Here is a 17,711-nt window from a genome sequence, read left to right as displayed (position 1 = left end):
TCCCGTTCCGGTCGATCCTGACATTAGGCAAGGCCAACAGGTAGTTCCAGCGGTTAATTCTGCTTATCAAAAGCCTTGCAGGGGTCTGCGCGCTCGACCGAGGGGCTGTCAATCACCGCGTCGAATTCGCCATCAATAGCGCCATCCTCGGATTGCCCCAGAACATAGACCTTCAGCCCCGGACGCAGGCGCGACAGGAAGGTCGGGATGCCGCGATCCTTGCGGGCATGCCCGTTTCCGGTGATCACCGCCACCGGCCCGCCCGTATCCTCGGTGGCCTGCAAGATCGCCCGCGTCAGAACCGCATCGCGCAGGCGCTGGATGGCAACCATCTGAGGCAAAGCCTCGGCCGGCAGGGCGTCGCAATGGGCGGCCAGTTGATCGGCCTCGCGCGCGGCCTGTTCGTCGGGCGGCAGCGGGACTGTCAGCCCATACCGGGCCGCATCCGCGCCCAGCGCTGTCGCGGCACCACGTTCCATCGCCGCACGGGCGGCGCTGCGCGGAACCATGGCCCCGTACACCGGCGCGTTCGTCGCCTGAAACACCGGGTAATACATGCTGAGCGGTGGCCAGCCGGTTTCGGCCCACTTCAAGATCCGCTCAAGCTCTTCGGTATTGGAAACGGCCTTTTGCGCCAAGCGCTGCGCGCCTTCTTCGGTGATCATTTCCCAGACCACGGCAGTGGGTTCGATCACCTCAATCGCTTCGGCCTGTACCTTGTGGTGCCGGGGATTGTCGTGGATTTCGCCAAGAAGGATCACATCCGCCGCCTGCATCGACGCGGCCACGTCATCCGTGATCATGCCTGAAGCCAAGCCCGGGCGCGCCAGGACAAGTGTCAGAGCACTCAGCAGAATCGCAAGGTGTTTCATGCGATGAAGTGTTGCACCTCGCGCGATTGCGCTTCAAGGTTCTTGCGCATTTTCACAAAAGCCGCGGCCTCGAGCTGGCGCACGCGCTCTTTCGACAGGCCCAGCTCATTGCCCAGGCTTTCCAGCGTCCGCGCCGGTTCGCGCAGCTTGCGTTCGCGCACGATTAAGCGCTCGCGTTCGTTCAGCGACTGCATCGCCGTCAACAACCATTCGCGTAGTTGCCGTGTATCATGGCGATGCTCGACGGCCTCGGCGGCCTGTTCCCGCTCATCCTCCAGCGCGTCGATCCACTCGCGCCCATCCTCATCCGCCGACTGCACCGCGTTCAGCGAGAAGTCCGAGCCGGACAGGCGGCCCTCCATCATCTCGACATCGCGCAGGGGAACGCCGATTTCGGTGGCGATCATCTGGTGCAGCTGATGCCGGTCCAGTCGCATCCCTTCGGTTGCCGCCTCACGCTCCAACCGGGCCTGCACGCGGCGCATGTTGAAAAACAGCGATTTCTGGGACGAGGTCGATCCGGTCCGCACCATCGACCAGTTGCGCATCACGTAATCCTGAATGCTGGCCTTGATCCACCACACCGCATAGGTCGAAAACCGCACGCCGCGATCCGGGTCGAACTTGTCGGCCGCTTTCATCAGGCCCAGACCGGCCTCTTGAATCAGATCGTTCATCGGCGCGCCGTAGCGCTTGAACTTGGCGGCCATCGAGATAGCTAATCGCATATAGGCAGTGATCAGACGGTGCAGGGCCTTTTCGTCGCGCTGGTCGCGCCAGGCATAGGCCAGTTGCAATTCGGTCTCTGCATCCAGCAACTCGGCCTTCATCGCCTGCCGGGACATCGAAAAATCGGTCGCGTTGTCCAGTGCCATGAAACTCTCCCCTTTTTCGCTGGCGCAGGCCGGGCTTGCCTTGCCGACCTAGGGTCGATACGCAGAGCAAAACCACGTGGATCACTTGGAAGGTAAGAATTGTGTATCCCAATTTAACCTTTGTGCTGGGTGGGGCCGCGTCGGGGAAGTCTGTTTTGGCAGAACAACTTGTTGTTTCATCAGGGAAAAAACGCGTCTATATCGCGACATCACAAGTGTTTGATGATGAGATGCGGCAGAAGGTTCAGCGCCATCTGGCCCAGCGGGGCGATGGCTGGGAAACGGTCGAGGCCCCTTTTGACCTTGCTCCGGTTCTGGCCGGTCTGACGGCGGATCAGGCCTGCCTGATCGACTGCGCCACGATGTGGCTGACCAACCATCTGCTGGCCGAAAACGATCTGGAACAGGCCCAAACCGCACTGCTTGGGGCGCTGCGTAGCTGCGCTGCGCCAATTGTCATCGTCTCGAACGAGGTCGGCCACGGGATCGTCCCCGAAAACGCGATGGCCCGTAAATTTCGCGAGGCGCAGGGGCGGCTGAACATCGCGCTGGGGGCGCAAGCCGATCTGGTGGTTCAGGTCACGGCGGGCCTGCCGCTGGTGCTGAAGGGGCAATTGCCGTGACGCGGCTGCATCTTGTCCGGCACGGGCCGACGCACGCCAAAACCATGGTCGGCTGGTCCGACATCCCCGCCGACCTCAGCGACAAAGCCGCGCTGGCCCGGCTGCACAACCATCTTCCGCCTGATGCGCTGGTCGTATCCTCAGACCTTTCCCGCGCCGTCGACACTGCGTCAGCCATTCAAGGCGCGCGCCGCCGACTGCCACATCATCCCGACCTGCGAGAGATCAATTTCGGCACATGGGAACTGCGCTCGTTCGCCGAAATCGAAGCCGAAGACCCCGATCTCGCCTTCGCCTATTGGGACGCCCCCGGCGAGGTGCGCCCGCCGCAGGGCGAAAGCTGGAATCAGGTGCGCGCACGGGTGGATGCGATGATCGACAGGCTGATCGCAACCCATAGGGGGTCCGATCTGGTGGTCGTGGCGCATTTCGGCGTGATCCTGACCCAGATCCAGCGCGCCCTGAATCTGAACGCGCAACAGGCGTTTTCGCATCGGATCGACAACCTCTCGGTCACCGAGGTCATGTTTGACGGTCAGACATGGTCGGCAGGGGCGATCAATCACCTTCCGTGATGCGGCCACGCACAAAACTCTGATTTACGGAAGCGCGGGCCTGCGCCATCGTCGGGTCATGACCTATGACCTCTTTATCGGCGACCGCCTGTTTTCAAGCTGGTCCCTGCGCGGCTGGCTGATGCTGGAAAAGTTCGGCCTGCCCTATCGCAGCCACATGATCGGGCTCTATTCGGGCACGATGGCTGAAGATATGAAACCGCTGGCCCCGGCCCGTCTGGTGCCCGCCCTGCGCTTGCCCGACGGCACGGTGGTCGGCGAAAGCCTGGCCATCGCCGAGACGCTGGCCGAACGCCACCCCGAGGCCGGCCTGTGGCCGCAAGACCCCGCCGCGCGCGCAACCGCCCGATGGCTGTGTGCCGAGATGGTGGCCGGGTTCGACGCCCTGCGCGGCGAATGTGCGATGCAGTTGCGGCATGTTTGGCAGGGGTTTGCCCCATCCGAGGAAACGCTGGCCGATTTGCAGCGGATCGAGGCGCTTTGGGCGCACGCGCGGCAGGTCTCCGGGGCCGAAAGTGGCCCGCTTTTCGGGGCCTATTCGCTGGCGGATGTGTTCTATACGCCGGTGGCGGCGCGGATCATCGGCTATGGCCTGCCGGTGTCGTCCGCCACTCGCGACTACTGCCTGCACCTGCTGTCGGATATATCCGCCCGGCAATGGCGCGCGATGGGTCTGACGGTGTCCTACGATCCGTTTCCCTATCCCCAGGACTTGCCATCCGCGCCGTGGCCCATCGGAGGAGAATCCTCGGCCAAAGCGGTCACCGAGGGGCCATCGATCAACCCCGCCTGCCCCTATTCCGGCAAACCCGTCACGGATTTTCTGGAGCTCGACGGGCAGCGCTGGGGCTTCTGCAACCCGTTCTGCCGCGACAAAACCGTGGCCGATCCGCAGGCCTGGCCCAAATTCACCGCCCTGCGCGAGGCCGTTAACGATTCCTAAACCGCCGCCATGGCAGCAACATCCTGTTAACCAAGAAACAGGATTGCCATGGTCGCCCGTGCCCACACCGTAGCCTTTCAGGGGGTCGATGCCCGCCCGGTCGAGGTGCAATGCGCCGTATCCCCCGGCCTGCCCGCCTTTTCCATTGTCGGACTGCCCGACAAGGCGGTGTCCGAGGCGCGCGACCGGGTGCGCAGCGCGCTCAGTTCGATGGCCATCGCGCTGCCGTCCAAGCGGATCACCATCAACCTGTCTCCGGCCGACCTGCCGAAAGAGGGCAGCCATTTCGACCTGCCCATCGCTGTAGCGCTTTTATCGGCGCTGGACATCATCCCCTCGGACGCCGCCGAAGGAACCGTTGCGCTGGGTGAATTGTCACTGGACGGATCGCTGGTGCCCGTCGTCGGTGCCCTGCCCGCTGCGATGACCGCCGCCGCCGAGGATCGCGCCCTGCTCTGTCCCCGCGCCTCAAGCGCCGAGGCGGCTTGGGTCGACGCCACGCAGGTGATCGGGGCCGGGTCTTTGGGCGATGTGGTCCGCCATTTCTCGGGCCAGTCGCCACTGCCAGCAGCGCAGCCCGGCGAGGTCAATCTGGCCCCCAGCGCCCGCGATCTGCGCGACGTCAAGGGGCAGGAACGGGCCAAGCGCGCGCTGGAAATCGCCGCTGCCGGGCGACATCACCTGATCATGATCGGCACACCCGGTTCCGGCAAATCCATGCTGGCGGCGCGGTTGCCGGGCATCCTGCCGCCTCTGACCCCGGTCGAGGCGCCGGAAACCTCGATGATCCAGTCGCTTTGCGGTTTGCTGGACGAAGGCGGCATCAGCCGCGCCCGCCCCTTTCGCGAGCCGCACCACACCGCATCCATGGCCGCCATTGTCGGCGGCGGCAAGGGGGCCAAACCCGGTGAGATTTCGCTGGCCCATAACGGCGTTCTTTTCATGGACGAGTTCCCCGAATTTCCCCGCACGGTTCTGGAAACCCTGCGCCAGCCGATTGAAACCGGCGAGGTCATGGTGGCCCGCGCCAACGCCCATGTGAAATACCCCTGTCGCTTCATGCTGGTCGCGGCGGCCAACCCCTGCAAATGCGGATATCTGACCGATCCCGCGCGCGCCTGTTCCCGCGCGCCGGGTTGCGGCGAGGATTATCTGAACCGCATCTCCGGCCCCCTGATGGACCGGTTCAACCTGCGGATCGAAGTGCCGCCCGTGGGGTTCACGGACCTTGACCTGCCGCCCTCGGGCGACAGCTCTGCCACGGTCGCCGCGCGGGTCGAAAAGGCGCGGGCCGTTCAGGCCGCGCGCTTCAGCGACACGCCCTCGGTCCGTCAGAACGCGGATATCGAGGGCAAACTGCTGGACGAGGTCGCCGCGCCGGATGCCGAAGGCAAAGAGCTGTTGCTGAAAGCGGCGGACAAGTTCGGCCTGTCCGCCCGTGCCTTTCACCGCATCCTGCGGGTCGCGCGCACCATCGCGGATCTTGAAGATGCGCCAGACGTCCGCCGCCCCCATATTGCCGAAGCGCTGAGCTTTCGCATCAGCGCCCGCGTGATGGCCTAAAGCTTCGCCTCGATGGCCTGCCATATCTTTTCGGCAATATTCTCGCCGTTGAACCGCTCCAACTCCTGAATGCCGGTGGGCGAGGTCACGTTGATCTCGGTCAGGTAGTCGCCAATCACGTCGATCCCAACAAAAATCTGCCCCTTCTCGCGCAGCAGGGGCCCGATGGCCGCGCAGATTTCCAGGTCGCGATCCGAAAGGCCGATCTTCTCGGGGCGGCCGCCGACATGCATGTTCGACCGGGTCTCACCTTCGGCAGGGACCCGGTTGATTGCGCCAACAGGGTCCCCGTCCACCAGAATCACGCGCTTGTCACCATTGCGCACATCGGGCAGGAATTTTTGTACTATCAGGGGTTCTCGTGAAAAGCCGGTGAACAGTTCGTGCAGCGAAGTCAGATTGCGGTCGTTCGCATCCAGCCGGAACACACCTGCACCGCCATTGCCATAGAGCGGCTTCAGGATGACATCGCCATGCTTTTCCTTGAACGCCTTGATGGTCTGCAAATCGCGGGCAATCGTGGTCGGCGGGGTCAGGTCCGGGAAATCCAGAACCAGCAGCTTTTCGGGATAGTTGCGGACCCAGAACGGATCATTGACCACCAGTGCCTGCCCTTTGAGCCGGTCCAGCAGATGGGTCGAGGTGATGTAATGCATGTCGAACGGCGGGTCCTGACGCAGCCAGATCACGTCGAACTCGGCCAGATCGACCTCACGCTCGGGGCCCAGAACCGCCGGGTTGCCCGGTACGCGCTGCACCGTCATGTCCTGTCCGCGCGCGGTAATCCGGCCTTCCTGATAGGCCAGTTGATCCGGGCTGTAGAAAAACAGCTGATGCCCGCGGGCCTGCGCCTCTTCCGCCAGACGGAAGGAACTGTCGGCGTTGATATCCACGGCCCCGATCGGGTCCATCTGAAAGGCGATTTTCATGGCGTGTCCCTTTAGCTGTGTGGCAGATACATGGCGCAGCCAGCCAAAGGGTTCAATGGGTCAGGCGTGCCCGAAAGCGTTTTCGATGATCTGTACAGCGCCGGTTCCGTCCACCAGCGCCGCGTCGAAACGCACATTCGTCAGTTGCCCGCCCGGCTCGTTTTCCAGAAACTGCGCCGCAGAGGCATAAATGCGCTTGATCTGGCGCGGGTTGATCCGGGCAGCGGCCGCGTCGAAACTGGAGCTTGCCTTGACTTCGATGAAAATCAGATCGTCGCCATCCCGGGCGATCAGATCAATTTCACCCCCCGCGCCGCGCCAGCGGTGGTGGGCGATTGAAAAACCGCGCCGTTCATAGTCGCTCGCGACCCGCAATTCCGCGGCATGCCCCGCATGATAAGAAACCGAACCGCGAGCCGAGCACCTGACCATGTTATCCCTTTCCCAGTTTCAGAGCCTTCTGATAGATCGGACGGCGCGGCAGATCGTACATCTCTGACACAAAATCCGCCGCGTCCCGAACCGAATGGGTTTCCAGGGCTCTTACAAGTGCCTCTTCTACGTCAGATTCGTTAACGCTTTGCGAATGGCTGCGATCCACCAGCAGGACGACCTCGCCCTTGACGGTTTTGTCACGATACTCTTCGGCCAGCTCACCCAATGAACCGCGCCGGACCTCTTCGAATTTCTTGGTCAATTCGCGACACAACGCACCCTGCCGGTCCGCGCCCAGCACTTCGGCCAGATCCGACAGGCAATTGGCCACGCGCTTGGGCGATTCGTAGAACACCAGCGTTCCCGGGATGTCGCGCAGCGCTTCGATGCGGGCGCGGCGGGCGCCAGCGGCATTGGGCAGGAAACCGGCAAAAAAGAACGCATCCGTGGGCAGGCCCGCCAGTGTCAGCGCCGCCAGCGCGGCGGACGGGCCGGGGGCGCAGGTCACGCTGTGGCCGGCCTCGGACGCCTGCCGCCCCAGATCGTATCCGGGGTCGGCGATCAGCGGCATTCCGGCCTCGGACGCATAAGCAACCGAGAGGCCCTGTTCCAGAGCCTCAAGGATTTTGCCGCGCGCGCCTGCGCCGCTGTGATCGTGATAGGCCTGAATGCGCCGCCCCTCCAGGGGAACGCCGTGAATCTCCATCAGCCGCCGCAGGCTGCGGGTGTCTTCGGCGGCGATCATGTCCGCCGAGGCCAGAACATCCAGTGCCCTGAGCGTAATGTCGCGCGCGGTCCCGATCGGAGTGGCAACAAAATACAGGCCCGCAGCCAATCTGATCTTTTGGAAATTCAAAGCTGGACCCTCACAGCGTGACGTTTATTATCGCGGCTCGATAGAACAGCAGCGCCCCGCGCCGCCGGATCAGGGAGTTTTCATTTAGATGTTTACCGTTTGCAAGCCCGTAAGCAAGCTGGCGAAGGCCGCTGCTGCCCTGACCACCGCTGTATTCCTGGCAGCCTGTGAACCGGGCGGCTTGGGCGGCGGGCCGTCGATCAACACCTCCGATCCGGTCCCCGTGGCGCTGCTGGTTCCGCAATCCGGCGATGCCGCGCTGGCGCAAAGCCTTGAAAACGCAGCCCGCATGGCGATGTCCGATCTGCCGAATGTTCAGATCGACCTGCGCGTCTATGACACGGCGGGCAACCCGAGCACCGCAACCGCCGTGGCGCAGCAGGCGGTGGCGGATGGGGCAAAGATCATCCTCGGGCCGGTTTATGCGCAGGCCGCCAATGCGGCGGGCCTTGCGGTGCTGAGCAACAATGTCAACGTGCTGTCCTTCTCGAACAATACCAGCATCGCAGGTGGCAATGTGTTTGTTCTGGGTCCGACCTTCGACAACACGGCCAACCGGCTGGTCCGCTATGCGGGCAGCCAAGGCAAGACCGGCACGGTGATCGTGCACAGCAACGATGCCGCCGGACAACTGGGCCAGGCGGCGATTGCCAGCGCGCTGGCCAGCAGCCGGGTCAATAATGCCGGAACCGTCGGATATGACCGCTCGCAGCAGGGGGTCATCAACTCGGTTCCTGCGATCAAGGCCACGGTCGATTCTACCGGGGCCGATTCCATTTTCCTGACCGCCACCACGGCGGGAGCACTGCCGCTGTATTCGCAACTGCTGCCCGAGGCCGGCGTGTCGCCGTCGACCACGCAGTTCATCGGCCTGACCCGCTGGGATATCCCGCCCCAGACGCTGGAACTGCCCGGCGTGCAGGGCGGCTGGTTCGCGCTTCCCGATCCGGCCAAGGCACAAGCCTATCGCCAGCGCTACAACAACACCTACGGTCAGGCCCCGCACCCGATCAGCGGGCTGGCCTATGACGGGATCGCCGCCATCGGAGCGCTGGTGAGCCAGGGCAAATCCGATGCGCTGACCGCCTCGGCCCTGACACAGAACGCCGGTTTTCAGGGCGTCGGCGGCATCTTCCGCCTGCGCGCGAACGGCACCAACGAACGCGGTCTGGCTGTTGCCACGATCCAGAATAAACAGGTGGTTGTGATTGACCCTGCCCCACAAAGCTTCTCTGGCGCCGGTTTCTGACCGGCCCGGCGTGATCACCCCGCCCGACGGCACCCTGATCTGCCCGGCCGAAGACATTTTCGACAGCACCGGGGTTGAGGCACAGCTTGCCGAAGCGCTCAGGTCCTGTGCGGACAACGCCGCCATGCGGTCTGAAACCGTACGCATCCTGCGCGAGGCTCAAAAGACGGGTCGTCAGGCAATTGCCGATGCTTTTGCCGCCCATCCCTTCAGCGCCCGCCCGCTGACCCGGTCCTATACCTATCTGACCGACCAACTTGTCTGTACTGCCATGCGCATCTCGAGCCAGCGGCTGCATCCCCTGGCCACGCCCACGCGGGGGGAAAAGATCGCGGTGCTGGCCGTTGGCGGCTATGGGCGGGGGGAAATGGCCCCGGCATCCGATGTTGATCTGCTGTTCCTGACACCCTACAAGATCACCGCCTGGGCCGAGAGCGTGATCGAATCCATGCTCTATATCCTGTGGGATCTGCGGCTGAAGGTCGGTCATTCCTCGCGCACCATCAAGGATTGCCTGCGTCTGGGGGCCGATGACTTCACCATCCGCACCGCCATGCTGGAACAGCGCTACCTTGCGGGTGACAGGGCGCTGGCCGAGGCGCTGGAGGCGCAGCTCAAATCCGATCTGTTCAAAGGCACCGAGCGCGAGTTCATCGAAGCCAAGCTGCAGGAACGGGATGCGCGCCACCTGAAACAGGGTGAGCGCTACATGGTCGAGCCCAATGTGAAAGAGGGCAAGGGCGGCCTGCGCGATCTGCAATCGCTCTACTGGATCGCAAAATATGTCTATGGCGTGCACGATGTGGCCGAACTGGTGCCGTTGGGCCTGTTCACGCCGGAAGAATTCCAGACCTTTGTCCGGGCCGAGGATTTTCTTTGGGCCGTCCGCTCTCATCTGCATCTGGTGACCGGGCGGGCGACCGAGCAGCTTACCTTCGACCTGCAGGTCGAAGTGGCCGATCGCATGGGATACCACGACATGGCCGGTCGCCGCGCGGTCGAGGTTTTCATGCAGCGCTATTTCCGCGAAGCCACCCGCGTGGGGGAACTGACCCGGATTTTCCTCACCAAGCTCGAGGCGCAGCATATCAAGACCGCGCCGTTGCTGGAGCGCATCTTTCGCCGCCGTCCGCGGGTCAAACCGGGCTACAAGGTGGTGCATGGCCGGTTGGACGTGGCCGACCCCGAGGCCTTCCTGTCCGACAAGATGAACCTGCTGCGCCTGTTCGAAGAAGGCCTGCGGACCGGCATGCTGATCCACCCCGATGCCATGCGTCTGGTGGCGGCGAACCTGTCGCTGATCGACAAGGACATGCGCAACGACAAAGAGGCGCAGCGGATTTTCCTGGACCTGATGCTGAAACACGGCAACCCGGAACGGGCCCTGCGGCGCATGAACGAACTGGGCGTGCTGTCGGCCTTTCTGCCCGAGTTCGAACACATCGTGGCGATGATGCAGTTCAACATGTATCACAGCTATACGGTGGATGAGCATACGATCCAGTGCATCGTCAACCTGGCCCAGATTGAACGGGGGGAGCTGGTGGAATCGCTGCCGCTGGCCTCGTCAATCCTGAAGGGCGGGGTCAACCGCAAGGTGCTGTATGTCGCTTTGCTGCTGCACGATATCGCCAAGGGGCGGCCCGAAGATCACTCGATTCTGGGGGCGCAGATTGCGCGCAAGGTCGCGCCCCGGCTGGGCCTGAGCAAATCCGATGCCGAGACGGTGGAATGGCTGGTGCGCTATCACCTGCTGATGTCGGACATGGCGCAAAAGCGCGATATCTCGGACCCGCGCACCGTGCGCGATTTCGCCAAGGCGGTGCAGACGGTCAAGCGGCTGGACCTGCTGACGGTGCTGACAGTCTGCGACATTCGCGGCGTCGGCCCCAACACCTGGAACAACTGGAAAGCCACGCTGCTGCGCGCCCTGCATGCCGAAACCAAGCGGGCGCTTGAGACGGGGATGGAGGACCTCAACCGCGCCAATCGCGGGGCCGAGGCCAAAAAGGCCCTGCGCGCAGAGCTTGGGTCGTGGTCCAAGGCGGACCTCAAGGCCGAAACCGGCCGGCATTATGCGCCCTATTGGCAGGGTCTGAACCTGTCAACCCATGTGGAATTTGCCGAAATGCTGCTGGCGCTGGAAACCAGCGGCGATCCCGGCGCGATGGAAATCCGCCTGCACCCGGATGAAGACCGCGACGCCACGCGGGCCTGTTTCGCCATGGCGGACCACCCCGGCATCTTTGCCCGCATCGCGGGTGCTCTGGCGCTGGTCGGTGCTAATGTGGTCGATGCGCGCAGCTACACCACCAAGGACGGCTATGTGACGGATGCGTTCTGGATACAGGATGCCGAAGGCCACCCTTTCGAATCCAGCCGCCTGCCCCGCCTGACCCAGATGATCCACAAGACCCTCAAGGGCGAAGTCGTCGCCCACGACGCGCTGAAATCCCGCGACAAGATCAAGAAACGCGAGCGGGCTTTCAACGTGCCGACCCATATCACCTTCGACAATGACGGGTCCGAGATCTACACGATCATCGAGGTCGACACCCGTGACCGGCCCGGTCTGCTTTATGATCTGACCCGCACGCTGGCCGCCGCCAATGTCTATATCGCCAACGCGGTGATAGCGACCTATGGCGAACAGGTGGTGGATACGTTCTATGTCAAGGACATGTTCGGCCTGAAATACCATTCGGAAAGCAAACAGAGCGGCCTTGAGGCCAAGCTGCGCAATGCCATCACCAAAGGTGCGGAGCGCGCCGCGTCATGAAGCAAATCCGGCTGTTTTCGGGCCTGTTCACGGTCGGGTTCTGGACTCTGGCCAGCCGGATACTAGGCTTCCTGCGCGAGATTCTGCTAACCGCCTATATCGGCCCCGGCCCGGTGATGGACGCTTTTGTCGCCGCCTTCCGCCTGCCCAACATGTTCCGCCGTTTCTTCGCCGAAGGCGCGTTCAACGCGGCCTTCGTGCCGATGTTCTCGAAGCGGCTGGAAGGGGAGGACGACGCGCAGGGCTTTGCACAGGATGCCTTCAACCTGCTGGCCGTGGCTGTACTGGCGCTGGTCGGGCTGGCGATGGTGTTCATGCCGGGCCTGGTCTGGCTGACGGCCGAGGGGTTCTATGGCGACGAACGCTTCGATCTGGCGGTCGATTATGGTTACGTGGTTTTCCCCTACATCCTGTTCATGTCGCTGGCGGCGCTGTTTTCCGGCGTTCTGAATGCAACGGGCCGCTTCGCAGCGGCAGCGGCGGCCCCGGTCCTGCTGAACATCTTTGCCTGCACTGCCCTGATCGCCGGAGCCGTCTCGGGGGGCGAGGTCATTCGCTGGCTGATCACCGTCATCCCCATCGCAGGCGTTGCACAGCTGGCGCTGGTCTGGGTCGCCACCGAACGCGCGGGTATCCGCATCCGCCCCGGCCTGCCGCGTTTGACGCCCGAGATGCGCCGCATGGTGCGCATCGCGATCCCTGCCGCGCTGGCGATGGGGGTGACGCAGGTCAATCTGGTCGTGGGGCAACTGGTGGCCTCGAAAACCGAAAAGGCCGTCAGTTGGCTGTTTGCCGCAGACCGGTTGTATCAATTGCCGCTCGGTGTTGTTGGCATCGCCGTGGGCATCGTCCTGCTGCCCGACCTCTCGCGCCGTTTGCGTGCGGGCGATAAGGACGGGGCCCGCAATGCCTTTTCCCGCGCCGGAGAGTTCACGTTGCTACTGACCCTGCCGTCAACGGTGGCGTTTCTGATCATTCCCAACGCGCTGGTCTCGGTCCTGTTCCAGCGCGGTCAGTTCAGTGCCGAAGATACCGCCGCCACCGCTCTAGCCGTTGCGATCTATGGCGTCGGGCTGCCCGCCTTCATGCTGCAAAAGCTGTTGCAGCCTTTGTTCTTCGCACGCGAGGATACAAAATCACCGTTCCGCTATGCCGTCGTTGCGATGATCGTCAATGCGGCGTTGGCCTTTGGCCTTTACCCGATCGTGGGCTGGATCGCACCGGCCATCGCCGCCTCAGCCGCAGGCTGGGCCATGGTCGCGCTTCTGGCCCTCGGCGCGCGCCGGATGGGGGAGGAAGCGCGCTTTGATGACCGGTTCCGGCAGCGCGCGGGGCGGATCGTGGGGGCCTCAATCGGGATGGGTATCGTGCTTTATGCTGCAATCCACTTGTTCGGCTGGACGTTCGAGGTGCCGGGCTGGCGTTATCTGGCGCTGTTGATGCTGATCGCCATCGCGGCAGCCGCTTATTTCATCCTCGGCCACCTGTTGGGGGCGTTCAAACTGTCCGAGTTCAAACAGAGCCTGCGCCGGTCGTGATCAATCGCGCCGGATACGGCCCCGGATCCGCGCCCATCCGCCCGGTGCCAGAAAGAAGGACAGGCCGAACCCGGTGGCAAACCCACCCAGATCGGCCACCCAATCCAATGTTCCGCCAAAGATCAGGCCAAACAGCAACTGGATCCCCATCAGCACCGCAATCAGACTGAAAGCGCGGGATTGATTTTCCCCCACCAGCGACAGTTTGCGCCAGAGCAGCCAGGTGAATGCGCCGATCAGGCCGTAGACCGGCGGGAACCCTCCGACCAGCGGATAGGCCGGGTCCAGCAGCAGCGCATAAGCCAGCGCACCGCCCACACCGGACAGCACAAAGATGATCAGCATGGCGACGCTGCCAAAGACTTCGGCCACCATCTTGCCCATGGCCAGAACAAAGACGCAGACAAAGATCGCCTGCGTGAAATTGGCCGAAACAAAGGGATAGGTGACAAAGCGGATCACATGCTCGAACGGCCAGCGCCCGTTCTGCACCATCCAGTCGAAGATATCGGGCGAAAACGTATATCGCTGCAGCGCATCCAGCCGCCAGCCCACCGCCGATGGCCCGCCCACAAGACCGCGTGAGCCCAGATACAGGATCACCTCGATACCCATGATGAACAATGTCAGCGCCACGACAACGGGCGGCAAAGGGTTCACGGGCGGCGTATAATGCTCACTGCTCATTGGGCTGGCCTTTCGCGGCTGTTGACGTCCCTTGGCCTCATGGGTAAGCGACGGGGGCTGATTTTTCCAGACGGGAGTTCCCTTCGATGACCGAAACCCAATTCACGCCGCGCGTGTTTTCCGGCATCCAGCCTTCGGGAAACCTGCACCTTGGCAACTACCTGGGTGCGCTCAAGCGTTTTGTGGATATGCAGGGCGAAGATTTCCAGACCATCTATTGCATGGTCGACCTGCACGCGATCACCGTCTGGCAGGACCCGGCCCGTCTGCGCGAAAAAACGCGCGAGGTCTGCGCGGGCTTTATCGCCGCAGGTCTGGACCCTGAAAAATCGATCCTGTTCAACCAAAGCCAGGTGCCCGAGCACACACAACTGGCCTGGATCTTCAACTGCATCGCCCGCATTGGCTGGATGCAGCGGATGACCCAGTTCAAGGACAAGGCGGGCAAGAATGCCCAGAACGCCTCGTTGGGGTTGTTTGCCTATCCGGCGCTGATGGCGGCGGATATTCTGACCTATCACGCCACCCATGTGCCGGTGGGTGAGGATCAGAAACAGCATCTGGAATTGACCCGCGATATCGCGATCAAGTTCAACCATGACTATGGCGTCGATTTCTTTCCGGTGACCGAACCGGTCATCGGCGGCCCTGCGCCGCGAGTGATGAACCTGCGCGACGGGTCGCGCAAGATGTCATCCTCGGACCCGTCCGACATGACCCGGATCAACATGACCGACGATGCGGATGCGATTGCCAAGAAGATTCGCAAGGCCAAGACCGACCCCGAGGCCCTGCCCTCGGAAATCGACGGTCTGTCCGAACGTCCCGAGGCGCGCAATCTGGTGAATATCTACGCCGCGCTAAGCGATCAGACCGCCGAGCAGGTTCTGGCCGAGGTCGGTGGCAAGCAGTTCGGTGAGTTCAAGCCGATGCTGGCCGAGCTGGCCGTGTCGAAACTGTCGCCAATCTCGTCCGAGATGGCGCGGCTGATGGGGGAAGAGGCTGAAATCGACCGGATTCTGGCACGCGGGGCGGAAAAGGCCCGTGCGGTTGCCGCGCCGATCCTGAAGCAGACCTATGACATTGTCGGAATGGTCGGCGCAGGAAAGTCCTGATCCAAATCAAAGAAAGCGCCGCCCCAAGGGGCGGCGTTTTTTGTCAGGCGGCCTGCGGGCGCAGCACCTCCTGAACAATCGATTCCGCCACGGCATGCGGGCTGACCGCTTCGGCCCGGGCGCGGGTCAGGATGCGGTCCATCGTCTGCTCAAGCGCCCGCAATCTGCGGTTCACCCAGACCTCACGCTCGGCGACCTGCAGGATTTCGGTGGCAACATTCACGATCCCGCCGCCATTTGCCACAAAGTCCGGAGCGTAAAGGATACCGCGCGCGTGCAGCCGGTCCGCATCCGCATCCGTGGCAAGCTGGTTGTTCGCCCCGCCTGCAACGGCCCCGACCTGAAGCAGAGGGATGCTGGAGTCGTTCAGAATGCCGCCAATTGCGCAGGGGGCGAAGATATCGGCGTCGACGCCGTAAATCTCGTGCGTTTCCACCAATGTCGCCCCAAATTGGCGTTCTGCCCGCGCCATCTGCTGCGCATCGATATCTGTGACGATCAGGTGCGCACCGCTGTCATGCAGCAGACAGCACAGGTGCCAGCCGACATTGCCCAACCCCTGAACCGAGACCGTGTGCCCCGTCAGATCGGCTGAGCCGAACCGATGCGCCGCCGCAATACGGATCGCGTTGAAAATACCCCGCGCCGTGATCGGCGACGGATCGCCGCTGGCAAAGTCACCCTCGGACAGCCCGGCGACAAATTTGGTCTCGGACCCGATCTGCGCCATGTCGGCGGGGGTCATGCCCATATCCTCGGCCGTCCAGTACTGGCCGCCCAAGTGCTGGACCACGCGCCCGAAGGCCCGCAGCAGTTCCGGCGATTTGTCCGAGGCCGGATCGCCGATGATCACGGCCTTGCCACCACCCAATGGCAGGTCCGCAGCGGCGTTCTTGAACGTCATCCCCCGCGACAGGCGCAGCGCGTCATTCAGCGCCTCGGCGGGATGCCCGTAATGCCGCATCCGTACGCCGCCCGCCGCCGGGCCCAACTGTGTCGAGTGAATTGCGACATAGCCCGAAAGACCGCAGGCTTGATCTTTGAATTCCACCACACGCTCGTGCCCCGGCGCGTCTATCTGGGTGACTTCCATGGCTCTCCTCCGAAAAAGTTGAACCGAGTCTGCCACGAATATCGGAACGAATTTCGCCAATGCACGCCCTCGTGTTGACCGACTTTGGCGAAATACTCTACATTGGCGGGATTGGTTGGAGAATTTCTCTATGGATAAAATTGATAGGAAAATAGTACGCGCGTTGCAGAAAGATGGCCGCATGACCGTCATCGATCTGGCCGAGCATGTCGGCCTGTCGCCGACCCCCTGCGCCAGACGGCTGGACAGGTTGCAGCGCGACGGGCTGATTACGGGCTACGCTGCGCAGGTCGATCCCGAATTGCTGGGCTACGGGGTCACGATCTTCATCTCGGTCGAACTGGAAAAGCAGGACCGATCCGCCATCGACTCGTTCGAAAAGGCCATCCGCCGCTGTGATGAGGTGATGGAGTGCTATCTGATGACCGGGTCGCGTGACATTCTGCTGCGCGTTGTCGCCAAGGACCTGAAAGCCTTTGATGCGTTTCTGGAACATCGGCTGATGCAGATACGGGGCATACGCAACCTCCGCTCAAACTTTGCCCTGCGCACGATGGTCAAGCGCGAGGCTCTGCCGCTGCCGGTGGGATAATCTTCTGGACGTCTCAGCCGCACGCTCCTAGGTTTCGCCGGAACGAGCGGAGGGGACCATGGCGGTTGGACAAAACATCCGAACCTATTTCGAAGGCCGGTGGCATGACGGCGACGCCCCCATCATGCGGGCGGCGGACCACGGCGCATGGCTGGGGTCATCGGTGTTTGACGGCGCGCGGTTTTTCGAGGGTCTGGCCCCCGATCTTCTGGCCCATTGCGCCCGCGTGAATCGCTCGGCCGAGGCGCTGATGCTGACCCCGACTGTTACGGCCGAGCAGATGGTCGATCTGGTCCGGGACGGGTTGCAGGCCTATGCGCCTGGCGCTGCGGTCTATATCCGGCCGATGTATTGGGGGCTGGACGGCGATCATACCGCCATCGTCCCGCAGGAAAACAGCACCGGCTTTGCAATCTGCCTTGAGGAAATTCCGATGGCGCCGGAAACCGCCTCGGCCACTTTGACGACCACGCGGTTCCGGCGTCCGGTTCTGGAAAACGCCGTGGTGAACGCCAAGGCCGGGTGCCTTTACCCCAACAATGCGCGGATGCTGACAGAGGCGCGCGCCAAGGGCTTTTCCAACGCTTTAGTCGCCGATGCGATGGGGAATGTGGCGGAAACCGCGACCGCCAATATCTTTCTGGTCAAGGATGGTGAGGTGTTCACCCCGGTCCCCAACGGCACGTTCCTGGCCGGGATCACCCGTGCGCGCCACATCGACAACCTGCGCGCCGATGGGGTGACGGTGCACGAAGACATCCTTGGCTTCGACGATTTCCATCAGGCGGATGAGGTGTTCATGACCGGAAACATGAACAAGATCACCCCGGTCACGGCGTTGGACGATACACAATTCCAGATTGGCCCTATCGCCCGCCGCGCCCGCGCGCTTTACTGGGATTGGGCGGCAAGTGAACGCTAGCACGGGTAGAGGGATCGCCCGAGTTGCCAGCCCGCACGCGGTGGGGCATGATCCCCGAAAGTACA

At 62.8% G+C, this 17,711-nt stretch carries 17 protein-coding genes; 10 read left to right on the top strand and 7 right to left on the bottom strand.

The genetic code is table 11. The annotated features are described in order from the left end of the window. Window positions 1-53: 53 nt before the first annotated feature. Window positions 54-872: a ChaN family lipoprotein gene (locus tag ACR0EZ_RS14810; protein WP_480614309.1), complete on the bottom strand. Its 819-nt coding sequence runs from the start codon at window positions 870-872 to the stop codon at window positions 54-56. Further along, window positions 869-1,747 carry an RNA polymerase factor sigma-32 gene (locus ACR0EZ_RS14805; protein WP_480614306.1) on the bottom strand — a complete coding sequence of 293 codons (879 nt, stop codon included), beginning with the start codon at window positions 1,745-1,747 and terminating at the stop codon, window positions 869-871. The genes ACR0EZ_RS14810 and ACR0EZ_RS14805 overlap by 4 nt, the downstream gene beginning before the upstream one ends. A gap of 101 nt (window positions 1,748-1,848) precedes the next feature. On the opposite strand from ACR0EZ_RS14805, the gene cobU reads away from it, so the two are divergent. The 4 genes from cobU to ACR0EZ_RS14785 are packed head-to-tail and all read left to right on the top strand — an operon-like array spanning window position 1,849 to window position 5,451. After that, complete coding sequence (gene cobU, locus ACR0EZ_RS14800) at window positions 1,849-2,370, top strand: bifunctional adenosylcobinamide kinase/adenosylcobinamide-phosphate guanylyltransferase (protein WP_480614303.1); 522 nt, start codon at window positions 1,849-1,851, stop codon at window positions 2,368-2,370. Then, complete coding sequence (locus ACR0EZ_RS14795) at window positions 2,367-2,945, top strand: histidine phosphatase family protein (RefSeq protein ID WP_480614300.1); 579 nt, start codon at window positions 2,367-2,369, stop codon at window positions 2,943-2,945. Before cobU ends, ACR0EZ_RS14795 begins: the two co-directional genes overlap by 4 nt. Window positions 2,946-3,003: 58 nt before the next feature. Continuing rightward, complete coding sequence (locus ACR0EZ_RS14790) at window positions 3,004-3,888, top strand: glutathione S-transferase N-terminal domain-containing protein (protein WP_480614298.1); 885 nt, start codon at window positions 3,004-3,006, stop codon at window positions 3,886-3,888. Window positions 3,889-3,936: 48 nt separating this feature from the next. After that, on the top strand, window positions 3,937-5,451 hold the full coding sequence (locus ACR0EZ_RS14785) for a YifB family Mg chelatase-like AAA ATPase (protein WP_480614296.1): 1,515 nt from the start codon (window positions 3,937-3,939) through the stop codon (window positions 5,449-5,451). Here ACR0EZ_RS14785 and gshB read toward each other — a convergent pair. Genes gshB through rsmI form a run of 3 tightly spaced genes read right to left on the bottom strand, consistent with a single transcriptional unit; the run spans window position 5,448 to window position 7,671 of the window. After that, the gene (gene gshB / locus ACR0EZ_RS14780) at window positions 5,448-6,380 is read right to left on the bottom strand and encodes a glutathione synthase (RefSeq protein WP_480614293.1); all 933 of its coding nucleotides are present in this window, start codon (window positions 6,378-6,380) and stop codon (window positions 5,448-5,450) included. The genes ACR0EZ_RS14785 and gshB overlap by 4 nt on opposite strands. 60 nt (window positions 6,381-6,440) lie before the next feature. Further along, entirely contained in the window at window positions 6,441-6,812 is a 372-nt protein-coding gene (locus tag ACR0EZ_RS14775; RefSeq protein ID WP_480614290.1) for a YraN family protein, read from the bottom strand. A 1-nt stretch (window position 6,813) separates the two neighbouring features. After that, entirely contained in the window at window positions 6,814-7,671 is an 858-nt protein-coding gene (rsmI, locus tag ACR0EZ_RS14770) for a 16S rRNA (cytidine(1402)-2'-O)-methyltransferase (protein WP_480614287.1), read from the bottom strand. An 88-nt stretch (window positions 7,672-7,759) separates the two neighbouring features. Between rsmI and ACR0EZ_RS14765 the strand changes: the two genes are divergently transcribed. From ACR0EZ_RS14765 to murJ, 3 genes are read left to right on the top strand one after another with little or no spacing between them, the layout of a single operon-like run. Continuing rightward, window positions 7,760-8,920, top strand: a complete 1,161-nt coding sequence (locus ACR0EZ_RS14765; RefSeq protein ID WP_480614285.1) for a penicillin-binding protein activator — start codon at window positions 7,760-7,762, stop codon at window positions 8,918-8,920. Next, on the top strand, window positions 8,880-11,699 hold the full coding sequence (locus ACR0EZ_RS14760) for a [protein-PII] uridylyltransferase (protein WP_480614283.1): 2,820 nt from the start codon (window positions 8,880-8,882) through the stop codon (window positions 11,697-11,699). The genes ACR0EZ_RS14765 and ACR0EZ_RS14760 overlap by 41 nt, the downstream gene beginning before the upstream one ends. Beyond that, window positions 11,696-13,237, top strand: coding sequence for a murein biosynthesis integral membrane protein MurJ (gene murJ / locus ACR0EZ_RS14755; protein ID WP_480614281.1), 1,542 nt, complete (start codon window positions 11,696-11,698; stop codon window positions 13,235-13,237). Before ACR0EZ_RS14760 ends, murJ begins: the two co-directional genes overlap by 4 nt. Here the strand turns inward: murJ and ACR0EZ_RS14750 are convergent, their stop codons facing one another. Further along, window positions 13,238-13,924 (bottom strand): rhomboid family intramembrane serine protease, encoded by a 687-nt coding sequence (locus tag ACR0EZ_RS14750; protein WP_480614279.1) that lies wholly within the window; start codon window positions 13,922-13,924, stop codon window positions 13,238-13,240. Between the two features lie 86 nt (window positions 13,925-14,010). Here ACR0EZ_RS14750 and trpS point away from each other — a divergent pair, with 86 nt between their 5' ends. Continuing rightward, a complete protein-coding gene (gene trpS, locus ACR0EZ_RS14745; RefSeq protein WP_480614277.1) occupies window positions 14,011-15,039 on the top strand; it encodes a tryptophan--tRNA ligase in 1,029 nt (342 codons plus the stop codon). A gap of 43 nt (window positions 15,040-15,082) precedes the next feature. On the opposite strand, the gene ACR0EZ_RS14740 is transcribed toward trpS, so the two are convergent. Beyond that, window positions 15,083-16,132 carry a Glu/Leu/Phe/Val family dehydrogenase gene (locus ACR0EZ_RS14740; protein WP_480614275.1) on the bottom strand — a complete coding sequence of 350 codons (1,050 nt, stop codon included), beginning with the start codon at window positions 16,130-16,132 and terminating at the stop codon, window positions 15,083-15,085. Between the two features lie 130 nt (window positions 16,133-16,262). Here ACR0EZ_RS14740 and ACR0EZ_RS14735 point away from each other — a divergent pair, with 130 nt between their 5' ends. Both ACR0EZ_RS14735 and ACR0EZ_RS14730 read left to right on the top strand, forming a co-directional pair. Next, window positions 16,263-16,724 carry an Lrp/AsnC family transcriptional regulator gene (locus tag ACR0EZ_RS14735; RefSeq protein ID WP_480614273.1) on the top strand — a complete coding sequence of 154 codons (462 nt, stop codon included), beginning with the start codon at window positions 16,263-16,265 and terminating at the stop codon, window positions 16,722-16,724. 58 nt (window positions 16,725-16,782) lie between these two features. Continuing rightward, window positions 16,783-17,646, top strand: a complete 864-nt coding sequence (locus tag ACR0EZ_RS14730) for a branched-chain amino acid aminotransferase (RefSeq protein WP_480614271.1) — start codon at window positions 16,783-16,785, stop codon at window positions 17,644-17,646. Window positions 17,647-17,711 lie beyond the last annotated feature (65 nt).

Source organism: Ruegeria sp. AK4 (assembly GCF_056541025.1).
The sequence above is the reverse complement of the archived record's forward strand: the minus strand, read 5'-3'. Positions and strand labels throughout refer to the sequence as shown.

What these genes read in the sequence shown, in the direction of transcription:
- ACR0EZ_RS14810 (WP_480614309.1), bottom strand. Translation starts at nt 872, where the DNA reads ATGAAACACCTTGCGATTCTGCTGAGTGCTCTGACACTTGTCCTGGCG.
- ACR0EZ_RS14805 (WP_480614306.1), bottom strand. Translation starts at nt 1,747, where the DNA reads ATGGCACTGGACAACGCGACCGATTTTTCGATGTCCCGGCAGGCGATG.
- ACR0EZ_RS14790 (WP_480614298.1), top strand. Translation starts at nt 3,004, where the DNA reads ATGACCTATGACCTCTTTATCGGCGACCGCCTGTTTTCAAGCTGGTCC.
- ACR0EZ_RS14785 (WP_480614296.1), top strand. Translation starts at nt 3,937, where the DNA reads ATGGTCGCCCGTGCCCACACCGTAGCCTTTCAGGGGGTCGATGCCCGC.
- gshB (WP_480614293.1), bottom strand. Translation starts at nt 6,380, where the DNA reads ATGAAAATCGCCTTTCAGATGGACCCGATCGGGGCCGTGGATATCAAC.
- ACR0EZ_RS14775 (WP_480614290.1), bottom strand. Translation starts at nt 6,812, where the DNA reads ATGGTCAGGTGCTCGGCTCGCGGTTCGGTTTCTTATCATGCGGGGCAT.
- ACR0EZ_RS14765 (WP_480614285.1), top strand. Translation starts at nt 7,760, where the DNA reads ATGTTTACCGTTTGCAAGCCCGTAAGCAAGCTGGCGAAGGCCGCTGCT.
- murJ (WP_480614281.1), top strand. Translation starts at nt 11,696, where the DNA reads ATGAAGCAAATCCGGCTGTTTTCGGGCCTGTTCACGGTCGGGTTCTGG.
- ACR0EZ_RS14750 (WP_480614279.1), bottom strand. Translation starts at nt 13,924, where the DNA reads ATGAGCAGTGAGCATTATACGCCGCCCGTGAACCCTTTGCCGCCCGTT.
- trpS (WP_480614277.1), top strand. Translation starts at nt 14,011, where the DNA reads ATGACCGAAACCCAATTCACGCCGCGCGTGTTTTCCGGCATCCAGCCT.
- ACR0EZ_RS14740 (WP_480614275.1), bottom strand. Translation starts at nt 16,132, where the DNA reads ATGGAAGTCACCCAGATAGACGCGCCGGGGCACGAGCGTGTGGTGGAA.
- ACR0EZ_RS14735 (WP_480614273.1), top strand. Translation starts at nt 16,263, where the DNA reads ATGGATAAAATTGATAGGAAAATAGTACGCGCGTTGCAGAAAGATGGC.
- ACR0EZ_RS14730 (WP_480614271.1), top strand. Translation starts at nt 16,783, where the DNA reads ATGGCGGTTGGACAAAACATCCGAACCTATTTCGAAGGCCGGTGGCAT.